Source organism: Candidatus Methanoperedens sp. BLZ2 (assembly GCF_002487355.1).
GTDB lineage: Archaea > Halobacteriota > Methanosarcinia > Methanosarcinales > Methanoperedenaceae > Methanoperedens.
In genome coordinates this window covers 87,049-108,081 of the sequence record NZ_NTMG01000081.1, presented here as the reverse complement: position 1 = coordinate 108,081, position 21,033 = coordinate 87,049, and the positions used below count along the sequence as shown (strand labels likewise).

The window sequence follows — 21,033 nt, the reverse complement described above, 5'->3', positions numbered from 1 at the left end:
ATGCTTATTATGCTTATGAAATAAATAAGTATTTATTATGAATGAAATCGAAGTAACAGGGCTCAGGAAAGAATATGGAAGCTTTACCGCTGTTGAGTCCCTGGATTTTGATGTCCTGAAAGGTGAGATTTTCGGTATTGTCGGGCCAAACGGCGCAGGAAAGACAACAACTCTTAAAATGTTGAGCGGATTAATTATTCCAAGCCTTGGCAGTATAAAAATACAGGGGTTAGACATCAGGAAAAATTCCGGGAAAATTAAACAGAAACTTGGTTTCCTGCCTGAGGAAAGCCCATTATACGAAGGAATGACAGCAATCGATTACCTTATGTTTTTCTCAGAAATCTATGGGATAGAAAAGCAAACTGCCCTCACCAGGATCAGGGAACTCCTGGGTGCGCTTAAACTTGATGCGAGAGATAAAAAGATAGGTGAGATGTCAAAAGGTATGCAGCGAAAAGTGGCAATAGCAAGGGCTTTGATAAATGATCCCGAATACCTGATCCTGGATGAGATGACTTCAGGTCTTGATCCTACAACTTCCAAATATCTTTCTGATTTCGTATTAGAGCTAAAAAAACAGGGAAAAACCATAATTTTCAGCGCGCATAACCTGTACCAGGTTGAAAGCATATGCGACCACATCCTGATAATGAACCGGGGAAAAGTGGTTTCTACCGGGACCATGCCCCAGATCAGGAAAATGTGCGGGGCAATTGAATATTCAATCGAGTTTAATGTCAGGGATAACTTTGATTTTGCGGCCCGGAAAAATAACGGGAATTTTATCACAGTAACACATGACATTGATGAATTTAACAACATTACAGGCTGGGTGGCAAAACACAACGGGAAAATCATCAATATAAAAACAGTCGAGACATCACTTGAAGATATATTCCTTAAGCTGATGAATTGAAAATATTATCGATATGTTAAATACTATTCACCGCACACACAGTCCTGATATGATCTTACTCACAGGAGCAACGGGTTTTATCGGAAGTCGTGTTTTGCAGGCCTTATCCCTGAAAAACCTGCAAGTTAGATGCCTTGCCAGGAAACAAAAAACATCCGATAATCCGAACATCACATATATGACCGGGGACGCCCTTGATCGCAATTCGCTTGTGGCTGCGACAAAAGGTGTCGATACAGTATATTATTTCATTCACATGATGGGAAACCAGCCAAAAGGTGAACAGAAAAGATTTGATGTTCTTGACAGGACTGCAATAGAAAACATGGTAGAGGCATGCAAAATCAATGGTGTCAAAAGGATAATCCACCTCACAGGAATGAGAAATCCGAATGAAAAATTATCCCATCATCTTAAAAGCAGGAAAGAAGTTGAAGACATTATAAGGAACAGTGGCATTGATTATACGATTTTCAGGGCTTCTGTGATCATCGGGCGCGGCGGCGCAGCTTTTGATATCCTTGATACAGTCGTTAAAAAATTCCCTGTTATACCTGTTCTTGACTGGGAAGATACACAAGTGCAGCCGATATTCATTGACGACGTGATAAAATATCTTGTTGAATGCCTTGGAAAAAAAGAGACAGTGAACAAATGTTTTGATATCGGATGTTCCCAGGTTTTGACCTATAAAGAACTGATACAACAATATGCAGAAGAACTTGGGCTGAAAAGAACGTTCATTCGCATCCCCGGTTCGTGGCACCGGATATCGTCAATGGTACTGGGAAAGCTTTCGCCTGTAGATCCCAATGTTGTTTACTGGCTGATTGAGTCTTTGCAGAATAACATGGTGTGCGAGCTGAATGATCTCAATAAGATATTCGGGTTTGAACCAGTCTCTTTCAAGGAAAGCCTGAGGAGGTCAATTATTCGAAATAATGCTTTGATCAGGTAAGATTCATTCACCATTTATAGTTTCAACTATTTCCCTGAAACTTTCAAGTCCTGCTTCTACATTTTCAATAATTTGATAGACTATTTCTTTGATAAAACCCAGAGAAGCGCTGGATGTCAAAATTAACAAATCTGCGTTAGTCTACTTTTACCCGTGGTTCAGTATCTCTATTTCCCCTAACATCATGCCAGATAGTAATTTTTGCGTGCAATTTGCATGCAATTTGCGTGCAAGTTATCGCCTCTCTAATATCTGGTATTTTATCGCTCTTCCAACCCCTGTCCTTTCAATAAATCCAAGTTTTTCCATGACCTCAAGAATTGGCTTATTTTCTTTTAGTTTAGTTATAATGTGGTCAATTTTCTTCATGGTAAAGTATTTTCACCTTTATCCATATCTTCCAAAACCTTTGAAACTGGAACTTTCAATTGAGGCACATCTTCCGTTGCTGTTCCCCATAAAATTTCTAAATCAACCCCGAAATATTCATGAGCCAGCCTGTCTCTCATTCCAGCCATCTTTTTCCATGGAACATCTGGATATTTCTTTCTTATTTCTTCGGGCACATTCTTGGTAGCTTCCCCGATTATTTCGATGGCGCGAACGACACTATAAATAGTCTTTTTATCTTTTATAAAATCCTCAAAATCCATTCCTTCAATGAAATTTCTGACATCATTTATAGTATCAAGTATGTCTTGGACAAAATCTCCATATTCCCGTTTCTTCATACGTTAATTACCTCTTCAAGAATATGCTTGCCGATTCTTGGTTTTAATGCTTTCTTAGACACAAGATCAATTTTAACTCCCATTTTTGTTTCCAGGAAATCCTCCAGTTCCATAAATTCAAAAAGACCTACTGGTTGCTGAAACTCCACAAGAATATCAAGATCACTGGATTTTTTTTGTTCTCCTCTGACGTATGAGCCAAAAACTCCGAGCGTTTTGACTTTATATTTCTCTTCAAGAACTGGCTTATTTTCCCGAAGCTTCATGATAATCTGGTCAATTTTCTTTTTCATACCGCCAGCGCCTCATTCATTTCACTAATCACCGTATTCATTCCATTCCCAAAAAGCTTAAACATCATGCCACGTCCTCCCTGTGCATCAAAAGGTGTATAGTCAAGATTCTCCACTTCAATATGAAAACTTGTGGCAATATGTTCTTTCATCATCCTGAGCCAGTTCATCTGCTCTTCATTGAACTTTAATGCTCCGGCTTGTTTTTCAAACACCCATTTCTGGAAATTCCTGTCCACAGTTTTATCATAGGCTGTCAGTTTATCAATATTATCTCTTGCTGCCTGTTCAGGAAATTGGTTTATCGATCCATCCATATTATACACTTATTAATTTTTCTCATAGTATATAAAGTATAATTTATATCAATTTCCTTTCTTCAATATCCATGCTTTCTTCCGGTAATACGACAGCGGATGCGAGATCCTGTCGCAAAGCGTCTCTTTTCCATAACAATTCCCGTATGTTATCATGGTGGCGCATGAAGGGGATGTATATGTTGTACCTGTTGCGCCGTGGATATGATTGACCTGGTATCGTGTGCGCTCTTCATCAAAATCAGGCGAGACCTTAAAGAGTTCAATAATCCCATCCATGTTCATCCCGATATTTAGCAAAAAAGAGACAAGGGCAAAGCGCATCGAATGTGCAAGATTCACTCCGGCTTTGACATTTGAGAGAGCATGGAGAACACATGGAGGGAAACAATCTGGCATTATTTCCTTGAATTCCTCGATATTGAACTCGGATTTTCGTGTTGTCAGGGCGTTCCTGATATCCTCAAGCTGCTGCGCCAGGGATGTGCATATCTCTGGAGGAACAGCAAGCGGAAGACCATATTCAATACGTTTCCTGATGGCTTCTTCCAATATACGTGAGAAGTCTTCCCTTGAAAGTGACACCCTTCCATGGTCAATATTCCTGTTCACAAGCTTCCATTTGGGTTCATGGATCACATTCGCATAGCGTATGTAATCCGTAAAATGAATGACTGCTCCTTTCTCATTAAGAACTGCGTTTATATTAAAATCAAGCGCAAATTCCTTAAGCTCATCTTCCCGCAGTTCTTTTACCCTCTCAAAAGCTGATTTTGCCTCGGAAAGTGCATAACGCTTGATAAGATATCCGTCATTAATGCATGATACAAGAATTCTTGCAACAGGATAGGAGAGAAGTTCCTTTTCTGCGCTCACCCGGTCAGGAGATGCATTCCTGGTGATACCATCCCCGATAGCCTCAAGTACACGGTGTTCTCCGCGAACTCTAACCTGTTCAAATGCCCTCTCGGAAAAGAGTTCTTCAAGTTTGAAATCCAGTGCTTCTACATATTTTGCGGCAGCATTGACAAAAGGAAAATAAGCAAACCTGAAAACATCCATGCCTATTCTGATTCAACCCTGGGAGCCAGCATATAACTGACCTCTCCGTGACCTTCTGCGATCTTGATCCTGATCTTGAGCGGGAAATCCTTTCCAAGATCGATGTTGACTTCATTTGATTTCCCCAGGATCTTACTCATGTCAGAGAGATAATCAAGAGAGAATAATGATTTCGCATCAGTTCCCTGGAGGTCTATTAACTGGCTTTTTCCTAATTCCACATGTACCTTATCCGTATCTCCTTCCGCTTCCATGAAAAAAACATCTCCTTTTACTCCCATGGACATGTAATCGCTCACTTTTTCAGCAGCTTTTACAGCCCTTTTTATATCTTCTCCTCTGATAACGATATGCGCCGGAAGATCAAGCGAAGGAACTTTTGGTTCTTTGCGAATGGATGAAGGGTCAAGCAGGGACATGGTATAGGCAAGCCCGCGCATCCTTACAATGAGCTTATGGCTGGCCTCATCAAGCTCAAGCTCGATGTTATCGCTCTTTTCTGCCATCTCCATTACCCCGATCAATTTTGTGAGATCAATACCAAGTTCACCTTCTGTTGCATCAAAAGATTCAAAAGCATCTTTTGAAAGCTCAAAACTCACCATGGCGACATTGGCAGGGTCCACGGCCTTTACTGACAGACCCTGGGACGTAAGCCTGAATCTTGCTTCATCAACGAGTGTGGATATTGATTCTATTGAATCTTTCAGTTTTTCTGCGCCTATTAATGCCTTAAACATAATATGTATCCTCTACTAAACGATAATCAACTTTAATAGGTAATTCTATCTATTTTATTCTATCTATTAAACTTCGATACTTTCATATCTATCCTCCGCATTAAATGCAAAACATGACAGGCCGTTCGATCGATATTGCCCTGACCCAGGCCGAGGCAGGAGAAAAAACAGAAATAGTATATGAAAATGTATGCACGCTTTCAACAGAGCCTGAATTATGCTTTAATTACGCAACAACGCATGACCTTAAGAAATGGGGTTTCTCGGAAGGATGTTTTAGCTGTTTATTAAAGGATAAGAAGGACACGATCATACAGGTGATTACAACATACAGGGATAATGAAGGAGCAAAAGAGGCTTATGAAGCCGATGCCAGATATTTGAAACGGCATGGATATGGGAAGCCGGTAATAACAAAAACCATCGGTGAATCGTCTTTTATGATTATGAAAAAGGATTCAGAAGGGATCACATATAATCTCCTCTTTTTAAAAAATAACATTTTTGCCGCGATCAGCGCCAAATATAAAAAAGAAAATCCCGATAATCCTGGGCATCTTACCGGGCTTGCTGAGAAAATAGAAGCGAAAATAAAGTAAGGATGTCTAGGTAGAATTAATATTAATATCAACAGGCTTGATAGAAGGATTTGAAGTTTTTTGTGTTTGTGTTGCAGGCAGGGTTCCTCCAAATATTTTAGCGAGTCCCTTATTGCCTATAAGTTCCAGCCCATGCCCGGCAAATATAAATGGATGTGGCATCTCATTTATTTTGGTAATTCGCAATTTCTGGATCTGGAGATAATATGTAGGATATGGATCCAGGTCATACCTCTGGTTTTTGTCGAAAAACATAATGCCATCGCCCATAAAATCAAACTCGTCATATTCCTTTACTTCAAGGCCATGTCTTTTTTCAGTGATCGCAAGACATGTTATTTTCTTATCCCTTATTTCTTTTAATATGCTTCTCCACTGTGATGACCGTCGGAATTCATGTATATCGAAAAAAGTGTTGAGTGAATCAAAAACAATTCGTTTCGGCTTGAAAACATTGATTATTTCAATGATCTCTTCAGTTGAAAGCATTGTGAACCCGAAAATTTCCAGATACCCCTTGTCGATATACTCACCTATGTCCCATCCGAACCTGATGGACTGCTTTATAAGATGTTCCACTTTCTCTTCAAATGAAAAAAAAATACATCGTTCGTCCCTTTTTAAACCTTCCATTAGATACTGCAATGAAAAAGTGGTTTTTCCCGTGCCAGGCGGACCTGTAACTACGACTACAAAACCCTCCGGTATTCCGCCTTCTATCAGGTTATCAACACCAGGTATCCCTGCATTTACCCTTTTTATCAACCTGCTGATAGTTTGAGCGTCTACTTTTTCCTTGAAACGCAGTTTATCCATCCCGAGAAGCGCGCGCTCAAGCACTGTGTTCTTCGCACCAAGTTCTTTCTCGTAACGTTCAAGTATCCTCAATGCTTCGGTGCTTATGGTTGTGTGTATGGGATGTTTGTCGTTCATGAATTTGAGATTGGATAATTTTGATTCAAATTAGTGTTTGAACGCACAATATATTAATAAGAGGTGTGAGAAAAGTGTCACACCATTAAATATATAATCCTAAAATTATATAATATAAAAGATGGGATAGCGCGGATTTGAACCGCGGTCTAAGCGTCCCAAACGCTCAAGGATGGACCAGGCTACCCTACTATCCCGTGGGGCGTCTCAATAACAGCCTTATAAGATAAAAACCTTGCTGAACTATAAGCTGTTCTTTACCAGCTGCACAATATCAGAAGGGCTTTTTGCTACAGTGATCCCTGCTTTTTCAAATGCCTGGATTTTTTCAAGTGCTGTCCCGACGCCCATTGATATAATAGCGCCTGCATGGCCCATGGTTTTTCCCGGAGGCGCAGAAACACCCACTATATAACTGATGACAGGTTTGCTCATCTGCTTTATGAAGTCAATGGATTCCTCTTCCGTAGTTCCCCCGATTTCACCTACCATTACAACAGCATGGGTTTCGGAATCATCTTCAAACAATTCCAGTATGTCCACAAATGAAGTCCCGTTCACGGGATCTCCGCCAATACCGACAGACGTTGACTGCCCGATGTCATTTTTTGAAAGCATATCAACTATCTCATAAGTCAGGGTTCCGCTTCGTGAAACAACTCCGATATTACCGGGTTTATGTATATGATTTGGCATTATCCCGATCTTTGAAGCAGAAGGAGTTGTTATGCCCGGACAATTAGGCCCTAACAGCCTTGAAGATGACGTTTTAAGGTATGACCACACACGCATCATATCATGCACGGGGATACCTTCCGTGATGCATACTATCAATTCGATCCCGTTATCTATGGCTTCAAATATCGAATCGGCTGCAAATTGCGGCGGGACAAAAATAACGGATGCGTTTGCATCTGTTTCTTTGAGGGCTTCATTTACTGAATCAAAAACAGGCCTTTCATGAACCAGGCTCCCTCCTTTTCCTGGAGTGACCCCTCCAACGATATTAGTTCCAAAATCGATCATCTGTCCTGTCTGTAATGATCCCTCATGCCCGGTAATTCCCTGTACCAGCACACGCGTATTTTTATCAATTAGAATGCCCAAGCCCAACAACTCCTTTAGCCGCTTCTTCTGTCGATGATGCCATCTGTATCCCGTATTTTCCAAGCATTGCCCTTCCCTCTAACTCATTTGTTCCTGAAAGCCTTACAACAAGCGGTATTTTTATTTCGGGGAAAATTTCAATAATACCTTTTGCGACTTCATCGCATTTTGTGAGACCCCCGAAAATATTAATGATTATTGACTTCACATTCTTGTTGGATGATACTATCTCAAGTGCGGTTTTTACCTGCTGTGCATTAGCTCCTGCACGAACGTCCATGAAATTCGCAGGTGTTCCCCCATAGTGTTTTATCATATCCAGTGTTGCCATTGCAAGACCCGCACCGTTTACTATGCACCCGATTTCACCATCAAGCCCCACATAACTCATACCGTTTTTCCTTGCCAGTTCCTCAAGAGAGCCGGTTTCCTCTTGCGAAAAATCCTGCCTGAATAAGGCGTTATCATCTATAACCATTTTTCCATCAAGCGCAATGATCCCATCTTTAGTCCGAGCAAGTGGATTTATCTCAACAAGCTGGCAATCATTGTCTATAAAAACACAATAGAGTTTTTTTATGATATTAATAAGTTCCGGGGATTTGTTCCTGTCAAGTGAATTTGCAAGCATCCTTGCCTGGTATTCATGGATACCGGTAAGAGGATTGATATGCATCATTGTGATCTGTTCCGGGGAATTTTTTGCTGTTTCTTCGATATCTATTCCGCCCTGGGGGCTTGCCATTATGACTGGACTTTTTTTCGTCCTGTCGATGGTGATCCCCAGATACATCTCTTTTATGGGTTCCCTGTATTCCTCAATAAGCACTTTTTTCACTGGAAATCCTTTTATCGACATCCCGAGTATCCGCTTTGCCTGGATATTTGCCTCCTCAGGACTTGATGCCCGTGCAATTCCCCCTGCTTTTCCCCGCCCACCTGTTAAGACCTGGGCTTTTATGACCACCTCTCCCATTTTCCGTGCTGCCTCTTCGGCGCCATCTGCATCAGAAACAAGGGTACTTGCGGGGATGGGGATATCATATTTAGAAAAAATCTCCTTTGCTGCGTATTCATACAGTTTCATGAACAAACCTCACCTTTGGTAAAGTATTGAATCAGATCATTCTACGATGAAATCTTTTGCATACATCCCCAAAATCACCATAGTTGAAGGTTATGAAATAATCTATTTTCAAATCTGGTTCTGACAACATATTTCTAATCACTCGGTCTGTTAAACTTAATCCTCTATAGTGACGGGGATCTCGCAAGGTTTCCTCGAAAGATTCACTTATAGCTTTCTCTCTAAAAGGTTTATCATCTAACAATTCAAGTCTCTTTTGACTATAGAGGTTTTTCCAATCTCTATAAAAAATTTCCATCCTTTTTCTGTTTTTTGACATTCGTGTAGAAACACTTTCAAAGAGAATTGGCCAAGGAACAATTAATTGGTTTTGAACAGACTCAAAATACTGAACAAAAATCTCTTCGGCTCTATAATGATATTGATCTTTCTCATCGTAAAGACCAATAAGAAATCCTGAATCAACACAAATAGTATTCATACCTCTTGTTCAACCTCAACCATAGCCTCACCGTAACCAGCCCATGGTGCTGCTACCTTTCTTTTTCCAAATATGAATTGTCCACCTTTTTTTCTATCTATTAGATATATTCTGGCTTTTTCGTCCAATATTTTTGAAAGCTCTTCCTTTATTTGATCTCGAGTTTTTGTTGTAATAAAGGTGGCGATATTATCACCGCATTCCTTTGCTTCAATGGCATCAAGCCATTCGTAAAGTGATTCATAATTGCCTCGAAGGCCAAGGTCAAAGGATAACCAGTATCTCATAATTTTCCTCCATTCAACTAAGCATTGCCATAGTATAAATACCCAATCTTCATAAACCCATACAGGAAACTTAAATAATACCTTCTTCTTAATAAGACTGGAATGATAAAAGAGGAAATCTGGATCGAGAAATACCGCCCCAAAAAACTTGAGGATGTTGTGGGGCAGGTCGAAGTAATAAAGCGCCTTAAATCCTATGTACAGTCCAGGAATCTCCCGCACCTTCTTTTCTCGGGGCCTCCCGGTGTCGGGAAAACAGCCTCGGCAATATGCGTAGCGCGGGAACTTTTCGGAGAGAGCTGGATGAATAATTTCACCGAGCTGAATGCCAGTGATGAGCGCGGCATTGATGTTGTCAGGACAAAGATCAAGAACTTTGCAAGAACTTCGCCCCTTGGTGAGGCGGAATTCAAGATAATATTCCTTGATGAGGCCGATGCGCTGACTTCTGATGCACAATCAGCGCTGCGGAGGACAATGGAAAAATACACAAGTTCCTGCCGGTTCATCCTATCCTGCAACTATTCTTCAAAAATAATCGAGCCCATCCAGTCAAGATGCGCAGTCTACAGGTTCAAACCCATATCAAGCGCAGCGGTTGAGGAAAAGGTGAAGCAGATCGCTAAAATAGAGGGAGTAAACCTGACAGATGACGGCCTGGAAGCCATACGATATGTGGCAGCCGGGGACATGAGGCGCGCCATTAATGCTTTGCAGGCGGCTGCGATGCTTGATAAGACCGTTGATCTTGATGCTATTTATAAGACTACTTCTACTGCCAAACCCGAAGAAATCATTGAATTGATAAAACTTGCGCTTGATGGGAATTTCATGAAAGCCCGCGCAAAGCTGGATTATTTATTGATCGAGCAGGGGCTCTCGGGCGAGGATATAATTGGACAGATATTCCGTGCCATGTTTGATATGCAGATCCCTGATAAGCTGAAGGTTGATCTGATAGACCGCATTGGTGAGATCGATTTTCGGATGGCGGAAGGAGCTAACGAGCGTATCCAGCTTGAGGCATTGATCGCACACTTTATATTATGCGGTTCTAAAAAATGACACTTGAAGCTTTTCTCCTGGATATATTCAGTTCGATCCCACCCTGGCTTGCGGTCATAATTATGGCAGCTCTTCCTGTAGCGGAATTAAGGCTTGCGATACCTATAGCAATTCTGAAACCCCCCTATGGATTCGGGATGGATCCTGTTTCAGCCTTTTCTTTTGCAGTAATTGGCAATATGCTGCCAGTTATTCCTCTTCTCCTTTATCTTGAACCGGTGTCGAACTATTTGCGCCGTTGGAAAACCTGGGACAGATATTTTACCTGGCTTTTTGAAAGAACTCATAGAAAACATAATGAAAGCTTTGAAAAATACGGCTCGATCGGACTTGCGATATTCGTTGGCATACCTTTACCAGCGACAGGCGCATGGACAGGTTGTGCAGCGGCATTTGTTTTTGGATTCAAGTTCAGGAATGCTCTTCTTACAATATTTGCCGGTGTTTTATTAGCCGGGGTTGTGATGACTCTCCTGACAGTAGGAATAAATATATTTAATGGTATATAGTTACTTCAAAACATTTATCCTTTTATAAAACAAATATAGACTGCTATAAAGAGAGATCACCCATGGGAAAAAGAATTCGAATTATTAATGAGCCTTCAGATATTGTTCCGCTTTTACGTGCCTTTGGCATTGAGTCCCACAAGAAAGTTTTCGATTGCATCCAGACTGGCTGGAAAGCCATTGATGAGATCGAAAAGGAAGTTGGTTTTGACCCGACTGAAAGTCTTAGTATTTTGAAGAAAAGCGGATTTGTTGAAAGTAAATGGAGAATGCCCCTGCCAGGACAAAAACCTGAAAAAGAATTTCATTCATCTTATTCAAGAGTACAGGTCAATTTTGAGTGCTCTGTTGAAGATCTGAGCGATATGATAATGGTTACATTCAAGAGTGACAGCGAATTGCGCGACTATCTTGATCTGATAGAAAAGGAAGTAAAAGCAGGAAACCAGTCAATGAACGGTCTCCAGAGGGTCATTGATAAGAGTATTATGTATATCCGCGCAGTAGCAAGACGTTCTCCGATCCTTACAGTTAAAGGGCAGAGGATTGAGATATTCGGGGAAACCGAATGATATTGCGGAGCAAAAAAGAAATAACCCGATTCCAGATCCTTGTTGAAATCGCAGCGCATCAGCCCGATGTCATGCAAAAGGAGATCGCCAGCAGGATAGGCATAACACCCCAGGCAGTTTCAGAATATATAAAAGACCTGGTACTGGAAGGATTTTTATATTCTGATGGGCGCGTGCGCTATCGTGTTACAAAAAATGGAATTGAATGGGTTCTTGAAAGGGCGATAGAGTTAAAGAAATATGCCCGTTTTGTCATGGAAGATATCGTTAGCCATATATCCGTGGCTACTGCTATCGCCAGGGAAAATTTCACCAGGGGAGAATCAGTTTCTTTAATGATGGAAAACGGTCTTTTATATGCAGGAAAAGACGGGGAAGTTACCGGGATTACAATTTCGGACGCAATGGATGGAGAGGATGTGGGAGTAACAGAATTAAAAGGGATGATAAGTTTTCCGCCTGTCAATATAACCATCTGTAAAGTCCCGCGAGTGGAAAAAGGCGGTTCACGGAACGTGGATTATGATATGTTAAAGAAACTGGTGCAGGAAAAGCCGTATATTGCAGCAATAGGTGTTGAAGCTCTCATATCCCTTCACAAGATCAATATCAAGCCAAACACTCTTTTCGGTGCAAAAGAATCCGTGGTTGAAGCTGCTTATCACGGCCTGTCATCGATTGTGGTTTCAGTTGATGAGGAAGTTCCTGGCCTGCTTAACAGACTTGAGTCCGAAGGGCTTAACTATGAAGTCGTGGATTTGAGAAAAATAAAAAGAGAATGAATATGGAAACATCAGGATTTAAAGAATTACATTTATCAAAAGAGATACAAAAAGCAATAACGGATATGGGATTTGAAGAACCCACCCCGATCCAGATACAATCGATTCCTCATATGCTGGAAGGAAAAGACGTGATCGGACAGGCGCAAACCGGCACAGGAAAAACTGCTGCCTTTGGAATTGCCACCCTTGAGAAGATAGATCCGAAAAGTCTTGCAGTACAGGCCGTAATTTTATGTCCCACAAGAGAGCTGGCTATCCAGGTATCAGAAGAACTCAAAAAGCTCTCAAGATATAAAAAAGGCGTTGAGATCCTGCCTGTTTATGGCGGGCAACCCATTGACCGCCAGATAAGAGCATTAAAAAAAGGCGTACAGGTAATTATTGGCACCCCGGGGCGCGTAATGGATCACATGGAACGGCGCACGTTGAGACTTGATGGCGTGAAAATAATCGTTCTTGATGAAGCTGATGAAATGCTGGATATGGGATTCAGGGAAGATATCGAACTTATTATGAAGAAGACCCCGAAGGAAAGGCAGACCATTCTTTTTTCAGCGACCATGCCAAGGGCTATTCTTGACCTGACGAAAAAGTACCAGACAAAACCGTACATGATAAAATTGGAACATAAGGAAATGACTGTTCCTAAAGTTGAACAATTTTATTATGAAGTTAAATCCCAGGCAAAACCAGAGGTTTTGTCCCGTTTGATCGACATTAACGACCTGAAGTTATCACTTGTGTTCTGTAATACAAAAAGAATGGTGGATGAACTGGTCGATAACTTAAAATCGCGGGGATACATGGCTGATGGGCTGCATGGTGATCTGCAGCAAAGACAAAGAGACATTGTTATGTCAAAATTTCGGAAAAAAGAGATCGAGGTCCTGGTTGCGACTGATGTGGCAGCCCGTGGTATCGATGTGGGGGATATTGAGGCTGTGTTCAATTATGATATACCCGCGGATGATGAATATTATGTCCACAGGATCGGAAGAACAGCAAGAGCAGGGAAAGCCGGGCGGGCTTTCAGCTTTGTGACAGGAAGAGAAATATACAGGATAAGACAAATCCAACAATTCACAAAGAGCAGGATCATTCCGCAGAAAGTTCCTTCTGTCAGTGATATGGAAGAGATCAAGACAGGCCTGATATTAGAAAAAATCACAGGGATCATTGAAGCAGGGCACCTTGGAGAATATAGTAACATAGTTGAAAAACTCACACGGGAAGATTATACTTCCCTGGAGGTTGCATCAGCTTTGTTAAAGATGATGATGGGCGAAGGGAAAAAAGAAGAGAAACCTAAATTCAAGAAATAATGCAGATGCAGGTGTTCCTGTTTAACTCATTTTTCATGTATTCTAAAGTATTTTTTCTTCAGAAGCAAAAGCAGGAAAATTCCGGATAATAGTGTAATTATTAGTGTAATTATCGAAATAGCCCCCTCAAGCCATGGAAATTCCTCATTTATCTTCTGGACAATTCCCTTAAGAGGAACTTGTTCAGGTACCTGTTCCGGAACTTTAACACCCATATCAGGGGCTATTGTTGGAATAACGGCTGGTACAGGAGAATATTCTGAAATTTTTTTAGATGGAAGAGCTTCATACCATTCAAATCCCTGGTTTTTTGATGTTATTTCAGGTGCTTTGAATTCAATTATATTACCATCAGCTATGACAGTATAGGCGATCCGGGCCTTCTCACGGGGTCTTAAGAAACCGGAAAAAGATAACGTGCCTGAAATGAACGTTGCATTTCGGGGCACACTATCATTAACAAGGATATTTGTTGGTATATCACCATTGTTGGTTAATGAAAGAGAAACTGAAAGTGTCTCTCCAATGCTAATATTACTTTTATTGAAACTCCTTTCCATAACAATATATGGGCCTGATACAGATGTTCTTGGGCCATTTGATTCCAGACGTAAAAATTCTCCCCATTCGTCCCAGGTAAGTTCTGCTTTTGGAATATTATAAATCCCCTGTCTTTTTGCTGTGATCGCATAAGTAAATTCTTTATGATCATTTGAATTTATATCAAAATCCCATGACACAGAAGTCCTGTTCGAGTTATCCATAAAATTAAAACCCGGTGGAATCATGTCTCTGAGTGTTACATTATGCACAGGATAATTCTGAAGATTAACCACACTGATAGTAATATAGGTAATATTTTTAAGTGCTCCAATATTCCTGACTCTTGAGTATTCAGGATATAGATTCTCCCCAAGGATCGAGTTTGAAATGATCTTTTTTATATTAAAAGTATTCTGCAATAAGACTGTGGTTGTTGCGCTTTTTACGTGATTATTTCCTTCTCTGTCTTTTCCACTCGCTATGACTGATATTTTATACATTTTTCTTGAAGATCCCGGTATTTTAAATCCCAGATTTATGGATTCATTGCTATCTCCAAGGATAACCGGATATCTTCGCTTCAGGCTATTTTTTACAGGGACCTGCAATACCAGTTCTGCTGCATCATTTGAAATATGGATACCAAGTATTTTTATCCCTGTATATTCATTTTCCCTGGTGTAACCAAATATTATAGAACCACCCTCCATAAGTACATCACTTTTCATTGATCCATTGTAAGAGGTATTTATTATGGCAGTTTTATTTGAAAAATTTAATACTTGTATATTGTATCCATTTTTGATTATGCCGGAGTTTGTTGGTGTAAGCTTATATGAACTTACATTTTCCCATTTGATTTCAGGGCCTGATGCAGTTATTTCATTCATGGAATTTTCTTCAAAATCAAATTCATTCAGTTCAAGACCATCATAGATTATTCTTACTTGCGTTTCTATAAGGTCTGAATCCCCTGAATTTTGAATGGTTATATTAGCTGTAATTCCAGGAGATTTTTTGGTTTCATTTTCTGCGATGATCGATATTTCAAGAGTGGGCTTTTCCTTTTCTTTTGGTATAGATAGCTTGAATGAAATTTTTGCCTGTGGATCTGATGGAAATGTTCCTATATTTGATGGAAAAGAATTAATATTTGACACCTGGTCTGCAATTATTTTAATTCCATTAAAAGTAGAATTATTGGAAAAATCGAATAAATAATATTCACCTTCGGATAACACTCCTTCTTGTATGGCCCCGTTTTTGGTTACCCTGATAGAAATTGAGCCCAGCCAATTAAAATCCCTTGCCTCTATCAGATATTCTCCTGATGTAATCCTGGGGTTTGTCCAGCTCAGTGTTGTACTGGAGTTGCTGCCCCAGCAAATTTTTTGTTCATTAAGGTCTTCACAATCATCAGCAAGCACCGAATCTACAGTAAATGAAACTACAATTGTTATAGCTAAGAGAAAATATATATATCTCATGTTCTCATGGGTTTAGCATTATAAATCCTATAAATATCAGCAATATTCCGGCATTTTTCCGTCTTAGAGCCTATCCGAAAAGTTGAAACCACAAAGAACACAGAGAGCGCAGAGATTTTTAAACCTGTCTCTGTGTTCTCTGTGACCTCTGTGGTTCATTCGGAAATGTAATATTTGATTTTTCGGATAGGCTCTTATATGACCGGCTATATTACAGATATAAATATGCTTATTATTATCATGATACAACAGTTTTTATAGAAGAAATAGCTTTCGTTTGACCGGAAACAAATTAATAACATAAAATACGTAAATAGTGAAATGTTATTGGTAATAATATAAAACTGCAAGGCCCATATTATCAAAAAGCTTAAATCAAAGTATGCGCCTTTAAGGGTTCGCTTGATAATGCCGCCATAACTCAGCTGGTAGAGTGCCTGGCTGTTAACCAGGATGTCACAGGTTCGAGCCCTGTTGGCGGCGTTTTAATATTTAATAGTTAATTAAAACCATAATGCACTTTTGAGGGCCTGTAGCTTAGTCAGGTTAGAGCGCCCGGCTCATAACCGGGCGGTCACCGGTTCAAATCCGGTCAGGCCCATAACTCAAATTCCGCCTTCCGACACCGGGCGCTCTAACAATTTTTGTCAAAAAATAATAATATATTTGAAAATTTATACGTTTGAAATATTTACGTTAAAACTGTGGCGTTAAAACACGAAGCGCACCATAATCCTTTTATAGACTTATTATTAATAGTAATTATGTTAAAATCTAATGGGAGTTGAGCAAATGCCATATTATAGCAGCTTAAAAGATTTACCTGAACGAGTGAGTGGGAACCTGCCTGAACATGCGCAGCACATATTCATGGAGGCGTTCAACAACGCATGGGAACAGTACAAAGAGCCGGAGAAAAGAAGAGGCGGCACAAAACAATCGCGCGAGGAAGTTACGTTTAAAGTAGCATGGGCAGCGGTTGAAAAGGAGTATAAAAAGGATGAATCCGGAAAATGGGTAAAGAAGTAGGCCAAAGATTTTTATCTGGCTTCGTTACCCCAATGTCCTCTTTCATTGAGACTATCATCCCGGTGTGGGAATCCAATATCTCTTTGATTGAGTTGTACTGCTCGCCAATAAGCTTGATTTGGGAGTTGAATTCCTCTGACAATTTTCAATAAAATAAAAAAAAGGGGGAAGTAATTCTGTCTATTCGTGCGACGCTCTTATTTCTTCCGGAGTAAAAATTCTAACTTCATGGGCACGGGCTTTATCTCTTAAGAATTCCGGCACTATTTCCAGTGCTTCTTTTTCACTGTCCGCATCCACATAAGCCCATCCTTTATGCTCGCCGGATTTACAGCCGAAAGCAAACATTTTAAGCGTTTCTTCCCCTTTCTCAAGCGTTTTATCCAGCGCCTGCAAACACTCTTCGGGAGTGTGCGGTGATTCCACTACATATTTTGTCATAAATTTATCTCCTCACTCATTTGGTTTAACAATTTTGTCTTCAGGATACATCACTGTATCTCATAATTTGTTGGATCTTGTTGCTATTTATAATTTGGGGAGGGAAATAGTATAAATAAAAGTATAAAGATAATAAGGCATAACAATGGGAAAGACATTAGGCGTAAAATTCTTAAAAGTTTCATTGATATATTTTATCATAGGTGTTACTATGGGAGCTATTATGACTATAGGATCAATCTATGATTTTGTCATCTTATCAAAACTATTTGAAAGAGCTCATGCTCATATAAACCTTATTGGATGGGTGAGTCTCTCAATAATAGGGTTTATATATTTGATATTAGGAAATCTTGGCAAACCTTTATACAACGAAAAGCTAGGAAATATGGGTTACTGGCTCATTAATATCGGTATATGTGCAGAGTTTGTTGCATTACTCATAGGGGGATATGCGCAAGCATCTTTGTTCCAAGCTGGAAATTACGTTATTAAGATGTTAATAGTAATCTTCGCTTTTGTAATGATGATAGGAGTTTATTTTTCTGTATATAATATATATAAGACATTAAATCGCTAATTCAAATAATTGAGGTAATAGATTTCTGGAATGGTAGTTCTACCTCCTGCGGTATTCTTTAAAATATAGCCTTGCAGCAGCAAATATGGCTATTGCTGCGATAAAACCAGCCATAATTGTATAGCTTTCTTCATTCAAGGTTATGGAGAACTTCTCATTACTGAATGGATAGAAAAGCATGATTCCATCAGCAGCTATATATCTCGTTATATTCTCCTCAATATTATTGGCCAGACTATCATTCGTTACAACCTGATTTGCCAGGTTTTTAATTGTATGATTAGAGTTATCGAACAGGAAAATATCCAGGGTGGAATGCGACCAGAAGCCAACTAGTAATGGGGCAAAAAGAGCACGATTTCGGATTACAGTTAGCAGTGCCAATGTGAGCAAAACCAGTGGTGAATGCAGTCCACTACGATGATGCCAGAGGATATCTAAATCGGGCAGGAGACTGGCAGTTGCTACGAGTGCCATTTTCTGCCGGGACCTGTCTTTTAACAAGATTGCGCCAAGCATAAGGCCAAACAACAGATGCGAGATCCAGTCCATATCCATAATATGGCAAGGAATAATAAATTTTATTCCTTACAGTTCTGTCAAACTCATAAAGCGTGAATTTGGGATGTATTATCAGGCATCCTCATTCTATCCCCGCTTCAAACCACTCTTTAAAACTGCTTTTCTTCAATATCCGAGTATTCAAAGCTTTTTCGGATTTTTTCGATTATTCGAAGGTTCAAATCCCTCCCGCCCATCAACAATCATACCATTTTATCTGTCAGCCTCCACTCCTTTGGCTTCGAGATGGACTTATATAGCTCCTAAGCCGCTGCACACTTCACAACGCTTTTTAGCTGGGGAACCCAGCCATTTAACAAGCTGGACATAAGCAGGTTTGTATTTCCACCCTTTGCCATCGCAGCTCGAACACTTTCTAAATGATCTATGTGTGTTAAACATTCTTTCTAACCTCCAAACTTACAGATTGTACGGCCTATTATATAAATTTTTTCTGAAGCGCGAGCCCATCCAATAAATCATAATATAACAATCACAGGAAAAGTTCAGGACATTGGTTTCAGAAATACCATAGAGCATATTTGGCGGTTGTTTGGTCTACCGGACATGGTTTTTAATGCAAATGCAGATATCAAAGAACAAACATTATCTGTATATGCTGAACTTCCAGACAATTTCACAGAAGTATCCTCTGATGATGATATCGATATTGGAAGAAAGCTGGATAAGCTACCGAAAGGCTATATCCTTTGAGAACACATATACTTTTGTGATTATCAAATGCTAAGTGAAACACTGGTTTCAAATGGATATCAAACCGTAGTGCCTGCAAAAATAAGGAAAGCACATAATATAACGCCGGGTGATGTTCTTGAGTGGAAAGATACGGAAAAGGGAATAATCGTACAGCCACGCAAAAAAAGAACCCTGCTCGATATTACAGGACTGATAACCACAAAAGGTTTACCCGATGCGGTCGAACTTAAAAGGAAACTACAACGGGGAGAAAAAATATGATTTTTGTGGATTCCTCTTATTTTATTGCCCGATTAAAAACAGACGACAGATGGCACAACGAAGCTCTGAATCTCAAAATTACTGACCCGCTTATTTCCGAGCTTATCATGAGTGAGAGTATAACAATGGTCGGCGCTTTTAATGGGGGGAAGGCTGGAAAAATATTATACGAATTTTTTCTGGACAATTGCAGAATAGAATATCTGGATGAAGAGATGATGGAAAAATCAATGGACACATTTCTAAAATATAATGGAACTATATCTTTGGCAGACTCATGCTCCATTGAGATAATGAGTAAATACAGTGTGAAGAAGATCGTTTCATTTGATAGTGATTTTGATAAGATCAAAGGAATAGAGCGAATTTTCTAACTTTTCTTTCAGGCAACTTGATAGATTGCTCATGCCCGCGCCCGAAGAGATCATCAAGAAAATCTGGAAAAGATAATGTGGAAGAACTAAAACCGGGAGCAGAAATACCGACACCCGCAGGAATCCGGTTTTATCCCTGCGAAAATTGCATTTTCTATAACTGCGAGGTCTTTCTTAGCCCGGATATTGACGAAAATGATATGAAAAAAATCGGGACAATAGCAGCCCGCGCGGATCTTGAGCGGCGTTTACGGGAGCTTTGGGATGAGATAATCTCGATTCAGGATGAGATCAAATTCATTGATCGGAATGGATTTTTTCAGGAATGAGTCCCATTCCCGTTGCGGAAATCGATATTTATAAAAGTGGTCACCATACCCAAAATATAAATACTTTTAGGCATTACATATATTCGATATGGCAACTTCAACTCATAGCATAACAATCACAGGAAATGTTCAGGACATTGGTTTCAGGAACACCATTGAGCATATTGGAAGAGCGTTTGGTCTGCCGGGCATGGTTTTTAATGCAAAAGACGGCAGCGTTAAAATCCTTTGTTCAGGTGAGGATACTGTTATAAATGATTTCACGCGGGAAATAAAGGTACGGGGAACGGAGAGTGGCGCTGAAATTGCAGGTATCAAAGAACAAACATTATCTATAAATATTGAACTTCCAGATAATTTCACAAAAGTATCCTCTGATGATGATATCGATATCGGAAGAAAACTGGATGTGGGAATCGAAGTATTAAGAAACATAAAGGGGGATACCTCAGCACTTGTTATAGAAATGCGAGAGCATAACAAAGAGCAGAGGGGGCATAATACCCGTCTCGAAGCAATCCTTGAAAAGCTGGCGGAGAAATAATGTTCGAGCGCATCAAAAAAATAAACGGCCATGAATATCGCTATCTTGTGAAATCGGTAAGGGTAGATGGAAAAATAAAGCAGAAGGTTATCAAATATCTTGGAAAAGTTATTCCAAATCAAGAAGATCCGAAACTTCCAGAAATAAAAGCGACCCTTGAACAAGAGAAAAGGTAATTCGCTATTGAATTAAATATTATGGCAGTTCTGGAAGAGAGTTCATTATATTGCGCCCGATGCTACCGCGCCGGAGTGAAAGAGTATGCGGGGGAAGGGATTTGAACCCTCGAACTCCTGCGAGAATAGATCTTGAGTCTATCACCTTTGGCCGCTTGGTTACCCCCGCAATTAGGGCATGCAGAATTATCCTTATCTGACTTAAGGATGTCGTTGGTCGAAAA

At 40.0% G+C, this 21,033-nt stretch carries 30 protein-coding genes and 4 tRNA genes; 18 read left to right on the top strand and 16 right to left on the bottom strand.

The window, feature by feature from the left end; all coding sequences use genetic code 11:
* The first annotated feature begins 37 nt into the window (after window positions 1-37).
* Together CL181_RS17350 and CL181_RS17345 are read left to right on the top strand one after the other, a co-directional pair.
* Entirely contained in the window at window positions 38-919 is an 882-nt protein-coding gene (locus CL181_RS17350; RefSeq protein WP_097300574.1) for an ABC transporter ATP-binding protein, read from the top strand.
* A gap of 49 nt (window positions 920-968) precedes the next feature.
* Window positions 969-1,877 (top strand): NAD(P)H-binding protein, encoded by a 909-nt coding sequence (locus CL181_RS17345; RefSeq protein WP_176505296.1) that lies wholly within the window; start codon window positions 969-971, stop codon window positions 1,875-1,877.
* 234 nt (window positions 1,878-2,111) lie between these two features.
* On the opposite strand, the gene CL181_RS21295 is transcribed toward CL181_RS17345, so the two are convergent.
* Genes CL181_RS21295 through CL181_RS17320 form a run of 6 tightly spaced genes read right to left on the bottom strand, consistent with a single transcriptional unit; the run spans window position 2,112 to window position 5,020 of the window.
* Window positions 2,112-2,246, bottom strand: coding sequence for a hypothetical protein (locus tag CL181_RS21295; RefSeq protein ID WP_255251623.1), 135 nt, complete (start codon window positions 2,244-2,246; stop codon window positions 2,112-2,114).
* Window positions 2,243-2,608: a DUF86 domain-containing protein gene (locus tag CL181_RS17340; protein WP_096204417.1), complete on the bottom strand. Its 366-nt coding sequence runs from the start codon at window positions 2,606-2,608 to the stop codon at window positions 2,243-2,245. The genes CL181_RS21295 and CL181_RS17340 overlap by 4 nt, the downstream gene beginning before the upstream one ends.
* Entirely contained in the window at window positions 2,605-2,901 is a 297-nt protein-coding gene (locus tag CL181_RS17335; RefSeq protein WP_096204416.1) for a nucleotidyltransferase family protein, read from the bottom strand. Before CL181_RS17335 ends, CL181_RS17340 begins: the two co-directional genes overlap by 4 nt.
* Window positions 2,898-3,218: a type I restriction-modification enzyme R subunit C-terminal domain-containing protein gene (locus CL181_RS17330; RefSeq protein ID WP_097300572.1), complete on the bottom strand. Its 321-nt coding sequence runs from the start codon at window positions 3,216-3,218 to the stop codon at window positions 2,898-2,900. The genes CL181_RS17335 and CL181_RS17330 overlap by 4 nt, the downstream gene beginning before the upstream one ends.
* 48 nt (window positions 3,219-3,266) lie before the next feature.
* A complete protein-coding gene (gene priL / locus CL181_RS17325) occupies window positions 3,267-4,280 on the bottom strand; it encodes a DNA primase regulatory subunit PriL (protein ID WP_097300571.1) in 1,014 nt (337 codons plus the stop codon).
* Between the two features lie 2 nt (window positions 4,281-4,282).
* Complete coding sequence (locus CL181_RS17320) at window positions 4,283-5,020, bottom strand: DNA polymerase sliding clamp (RefSeq protein ID WP_097300570.1); 738 nt, start codon at window positions 5,018-5,020, stop codon at window positions 4,283-4,285.
* Window positions 5,021-5,124: 104 nt separating this feature from the next.
* Here CL181_RS17320 and CL181_RS17315 point away from each other — a divergent pair, with 104 nt between their 5' ends.
* Window positions 5,125-5,619 (top strand): hypothetical protein, encoded by a 495-nt coding sequence (locus tag CL181_RS17315; protein WP_141398954.1) that lies wholly within the window; start codon window positions 5,125-5,127, stop codon window positions 5,617-5,619.
* A 6-nt stretch (window positions 5,620-5,625) separates the two neighbouring features.
* Here CL181_RS17315 and CL181_RS17310 read toward each other — a convergent pair whose 3' ends face one another.
* The 6 genes from CL181_RS17310 to CL181_RS17285 form a co-directional block, all read right to left on the bottom strand.
* Window positions 5,626-6,552 carry an ATPase domain-containing protein gene (locus CL181_RS17310; RefSeq protein WP_097300568.1) on the bottom strand — a complete coding sequence of 309 codons (927 nt, stop codon included), beginning with the start codon at window positions 6,550-6,552 and terminating at the stop codon, window positions 5,626-5,628.
* Between the two features lie 122 nt (window positions 6,553-6,674).
* Window positions 6,675-6,749: transfer RNA gene (locus CL181_RS17305), tRNA-Pro, on the bottom strand.
* Between the two features lie 46 nt (window positions 6,750-6,795).
* On the bottom strand, window positions 6,796-7,659 hold the full coding sequence (sucD, locus tag CL181_RS17300; protein WP_097300567.1) for a succinate--CoA ligase subunit alpha: 864 nt from the start codon (window positions 7,657-7,659) through the stop codon (window positions 6,796-6,798).
* Window positions 7,643-8,746, bottom strand: coding sequence for an ADP-forming succinate--CoA ligase subunit beta (gene sucC / locus CL181_RS17295; protein ID WP_097300566.1), 1,104 nt, complete (start codon window positions 8,744-8,746; stop codon window positions 7,643-7,645). The genes sucD and sucC overlap by 17 nt, the downstream gene beginning before the upstream one ends.
* Before the next feature lie 31 nt (window positions 8,747-8,777).
* Entirely contained in the window at window positions 8,778-9,227 is a 450-nt protein-coding gene (locus CL181_RS17290; RefSeq protein ID WP_097300565.1) for a hypothetical protein, read from the bottom strand.
* A complete protein-coding gene (locus CL181_RS17285; RefSeq protein ID WP_097300564.1) occupies window positions 9,224-9,514 on the bottom strand; it encodes a hypothetical protein in 291 nt (96 codons plus the stop codon). Before CL181_RS17285 ends, CL181_RS17290 begins: the two co-directional genes overlap by 4 nt.
* 102 nt (window positions 9,515-9,616) lie before the next feature.
* Between CL181_RS17285 and CL181_RS17280 the strand changes: the two genes are divergently transcribed.
* From CL181_RS17280 to CL181_RS17260, 5 genes are all read left to right on the top strand, one after another.
* The gene (locus CL181_RS17280) at window positions 9,617-10,579 is read left to right on the top strand and encodes a replication factor C small subunit (protein ID WP_097300563.1); all 963 of its coding nucleotides are present in this window, start codon (window positions 9,617-9,619) and stop codon (window positions 10,577-10,579) included.
* Window positions 10,576-11,088, top strand: coding sequence for a small multi-drug export protein (locus CL181_RS17275; protein WP_097300562.1), 513 nt, complete (start codon window positions 10,576-10,578; stop codon window positions 11,086-11,088). The genes CL181_RS17280 and CL181_RS17275 overlap by 4 nt, the downstream gene beginning before the upstream one ends.
* Window positions 11,089-11,150: 62 nt before the next feature.
* Window positions 11,151-11,660: an ArsR family transcriptional regulator gene (locus CL181_RS17270; protein WP_097300561.1), complete on the top strand. Its 510-nt coding sequence runs from the start codon at window positions 11,151-11,153 to the stop codon at window positions 11,658-11,660.
* On the top strand, window positions 11,657-12,442 hold the full coding sequence (locus CL181_RS17265; protein ID WP_097300560.1) for a winged helix-turn-helix transcriptional regulator: 786 nt from the start codon (window positions 11,657-11,659) through the stop codon (window positions 12,440-12,442). The genes CL181_RS17270 and CL181_RS17265 overlap by 4 nt, the downstream gene beginning before the upstream one ends.
* A 2-nt stretch (window positions 12,443-12,444) precedes the next feature.
* Complete coding sequence (locus tag CL181_RS17260; RefSeq protein WP_097300590.1) at window positions 12,445-13,767, top strand: DEAD/DEAH box helicase; 1,323 nt, start codon at window positions 12,445-12,447, stop codon at window positions 13,765-13,767.
* Between the two features lie 26 nt (window positions 13,768-13,793).
* Here CL181_RS17260 and CL181_RS17255 read toward each other — a convergent pair whose 3' ends face one another.
* Window positions 13,794-15,797 (bottom strand): DUF11 domain-containing protein, encoded by a 2,004-nt coding sequence (locus tag CL181_RS17255; protein ID WP_097300559.1) that lies wholly within the window; start codon window positions 15,795-15,797, stop codon window positions 13,794-13,796.
* A 410-nt stretch (window positions 15,798-16,207) separates the two neighbouring features.
* Here CL181_RS17255 and CL181_RS17250 point away from each other — a divergent pair.
* The 3 genes from CL181_RS17250 (at window position 16,208) to CL181_RS17240 (ending at window position 16,826) form a co-directional block, all read left to right on the top strand.
* Window positions 16,208-16,280, top strand: a tRNA-Asn gene (locus tag CL181_RS17250).
* Window positions 16,281-16,323: 43 nt separating this feature from the next.
* Window positions 16,324-16,398 (top strand) — tRNA-Ile (locus CL181_RS17245).
* A 191-nt stretch (window positions 16,399-16,589) separates the two neighbouring features.
* The gene (locus CL181_RS17240; RefSeq protein WP_097300558.1) at window positions 16,590-16,826 is read left to right on the top strand and encodes a ChaB family protein; all 237 of its coding nucleotides are present in this window, start codon (window positions 16,590-16,592) and stop codon (window positions 16,824-16,826) included.
* 180 nt (window positions 16,827-17,006) lie between these two features.
* Here the strand turns inward: CL181_RS17240 and CL181_RS17235 are convergent, their stop codons facing one another.
* Window positions 17,007-17,267, bottom strand: a complete 261-nt coding sequence (locus tag CL181_RS17235) for a hypothetical protein (protein ID WP_097300557.1) — start codon at window positions 17,265-17,267, stop codon at window positions 17,007-17,009.
* Window positions 17,268-17,412: 145 nt separating this feature from the next.
* Between CL181_RS17235 and CL181_RS17230 the strand changes: the two genes are divergently transcribed.
* Window positions 17,413-17,847: a cbb3-type cytochrome c oxidase subunit I gene (locus tag CL181_RS17230; protein WP_097300556.1), complete on the top strand. Its 435-nt coding sequence runs from the start codon at window positions 17,413-17,415 to the stop codon at window positions 17,845-17,847.
* Window positions 17,848-17,886: 39 nt separating this feature from the next.
* On the opposite strand, the gene CL181_RS17225 is transcribed toward CL181_RS17230, so the two are convergent.
* Window positions 17,887-18,405 (bottom strand): metal-dependent hydrolase, encoded by a 519-nt coding sequence (locus CL181_RS17225; RefSeq protein ID WP_097300555.1) that lies wholly within the window; start codon window positions 18,403-18,405, stop codon window positions 17,887-17,889.
* A gap of 570 nt (window positions 18,406-18,975) precedes the next feature.
* On the opposite strand from CL181_RS17225, the gene CL181_RS20660 reads away from it, so the two are divergent.
* The 6 genes from CL181_RS20660 (at window position 18,976) to CL181_RS20655 (ending at window position 20,809) form a co-directional block, all read left to right on the top strand.
* Window positions 18,976-19,122: a hypothetical protein gene (locus tag CL181_RS20660; RefSeq protein WP_176505294.1), complete on the top strand. Its 147-nt coding sequence runs from the start codon at window positions 18,976-18,978 to the stop codon at window positions 19,120-19,122.
* Window positions 19,123-19,149: 27 nt separating this feature from the next.
* Complete coding sequence (locus CL181_RS17220; RefSeq protein ID WP_097300554.1) at window positions 19,150-19,386, top strand: AbrB/MazE/SpoVT family DNA-binding domain-containing protein; 237 nt, start codon at window positions 19,150-19,152, stop codon at window positions 19,384-19,386.
* Complete coding sequence (locus tag CL181_RS17215; protein ID WP_097300553.1) at window positions 19,383-19,760, top strand: type II toxin-antitoxin system VapC family toxin; 378 nt, start codon at window positions 19,383-19,385, stop codon at window positions 19,758-19,760. Before CL181_RS17220 ends, CL181_RS17215 begins: the two co-directional genes overlap by 4 nt.
* A gap of 17 nt (window positions 19,761-19,777) precedes the next feature.
* On the top strand, window positions 19,778-20,089 hold the full coding sequence (locus CL181_RS17210; RefSeq protein WP_097300552.1) for a hypothetical protein: 312 nt from the start codon (window positions 19,778-19,780) through the stop codon (window positions 20,087-20,089).
* 88 nt (window positions 20,090-20,177) lie between these two features.
* On the top strand, window positions 20,178-20,633 hold the full coding sequence (locus CL181_RS17205) for an acylphosphatase (RefSeq protein ID WP_097300551.1): 456 nt from the start codon (window positions 20,178-20,180) through the stop codon (window positions 20,631-20,633).
* On the top strand, window positions 20,633-20,809 hold the full coding sequence (locus CL181_RS20655; RefSeq protein ID WP_176505293.1) for a hypothetical protein: 177 nt from the start codon (window positions 20,633-20,635) through the stop codon (window positions 20,807-20,809). Before CL181_RS17205 ends, CL181_RS20655 begins: the two co-directional genes overlap by 1 nt.
* A gap of 86 nt (window positions 20,810-20,895) precedes the next feature.
* Here the strand turns inward: CL181_RS20655 and CL181_RS17200 are convergent.
* Window positions 20,896-20,978, bottom strand: a tRNA-Leu gene (locus CL181_RS17200).
* Window positions 20,979-21,033 lie beyond the last annotated feature (55 nt).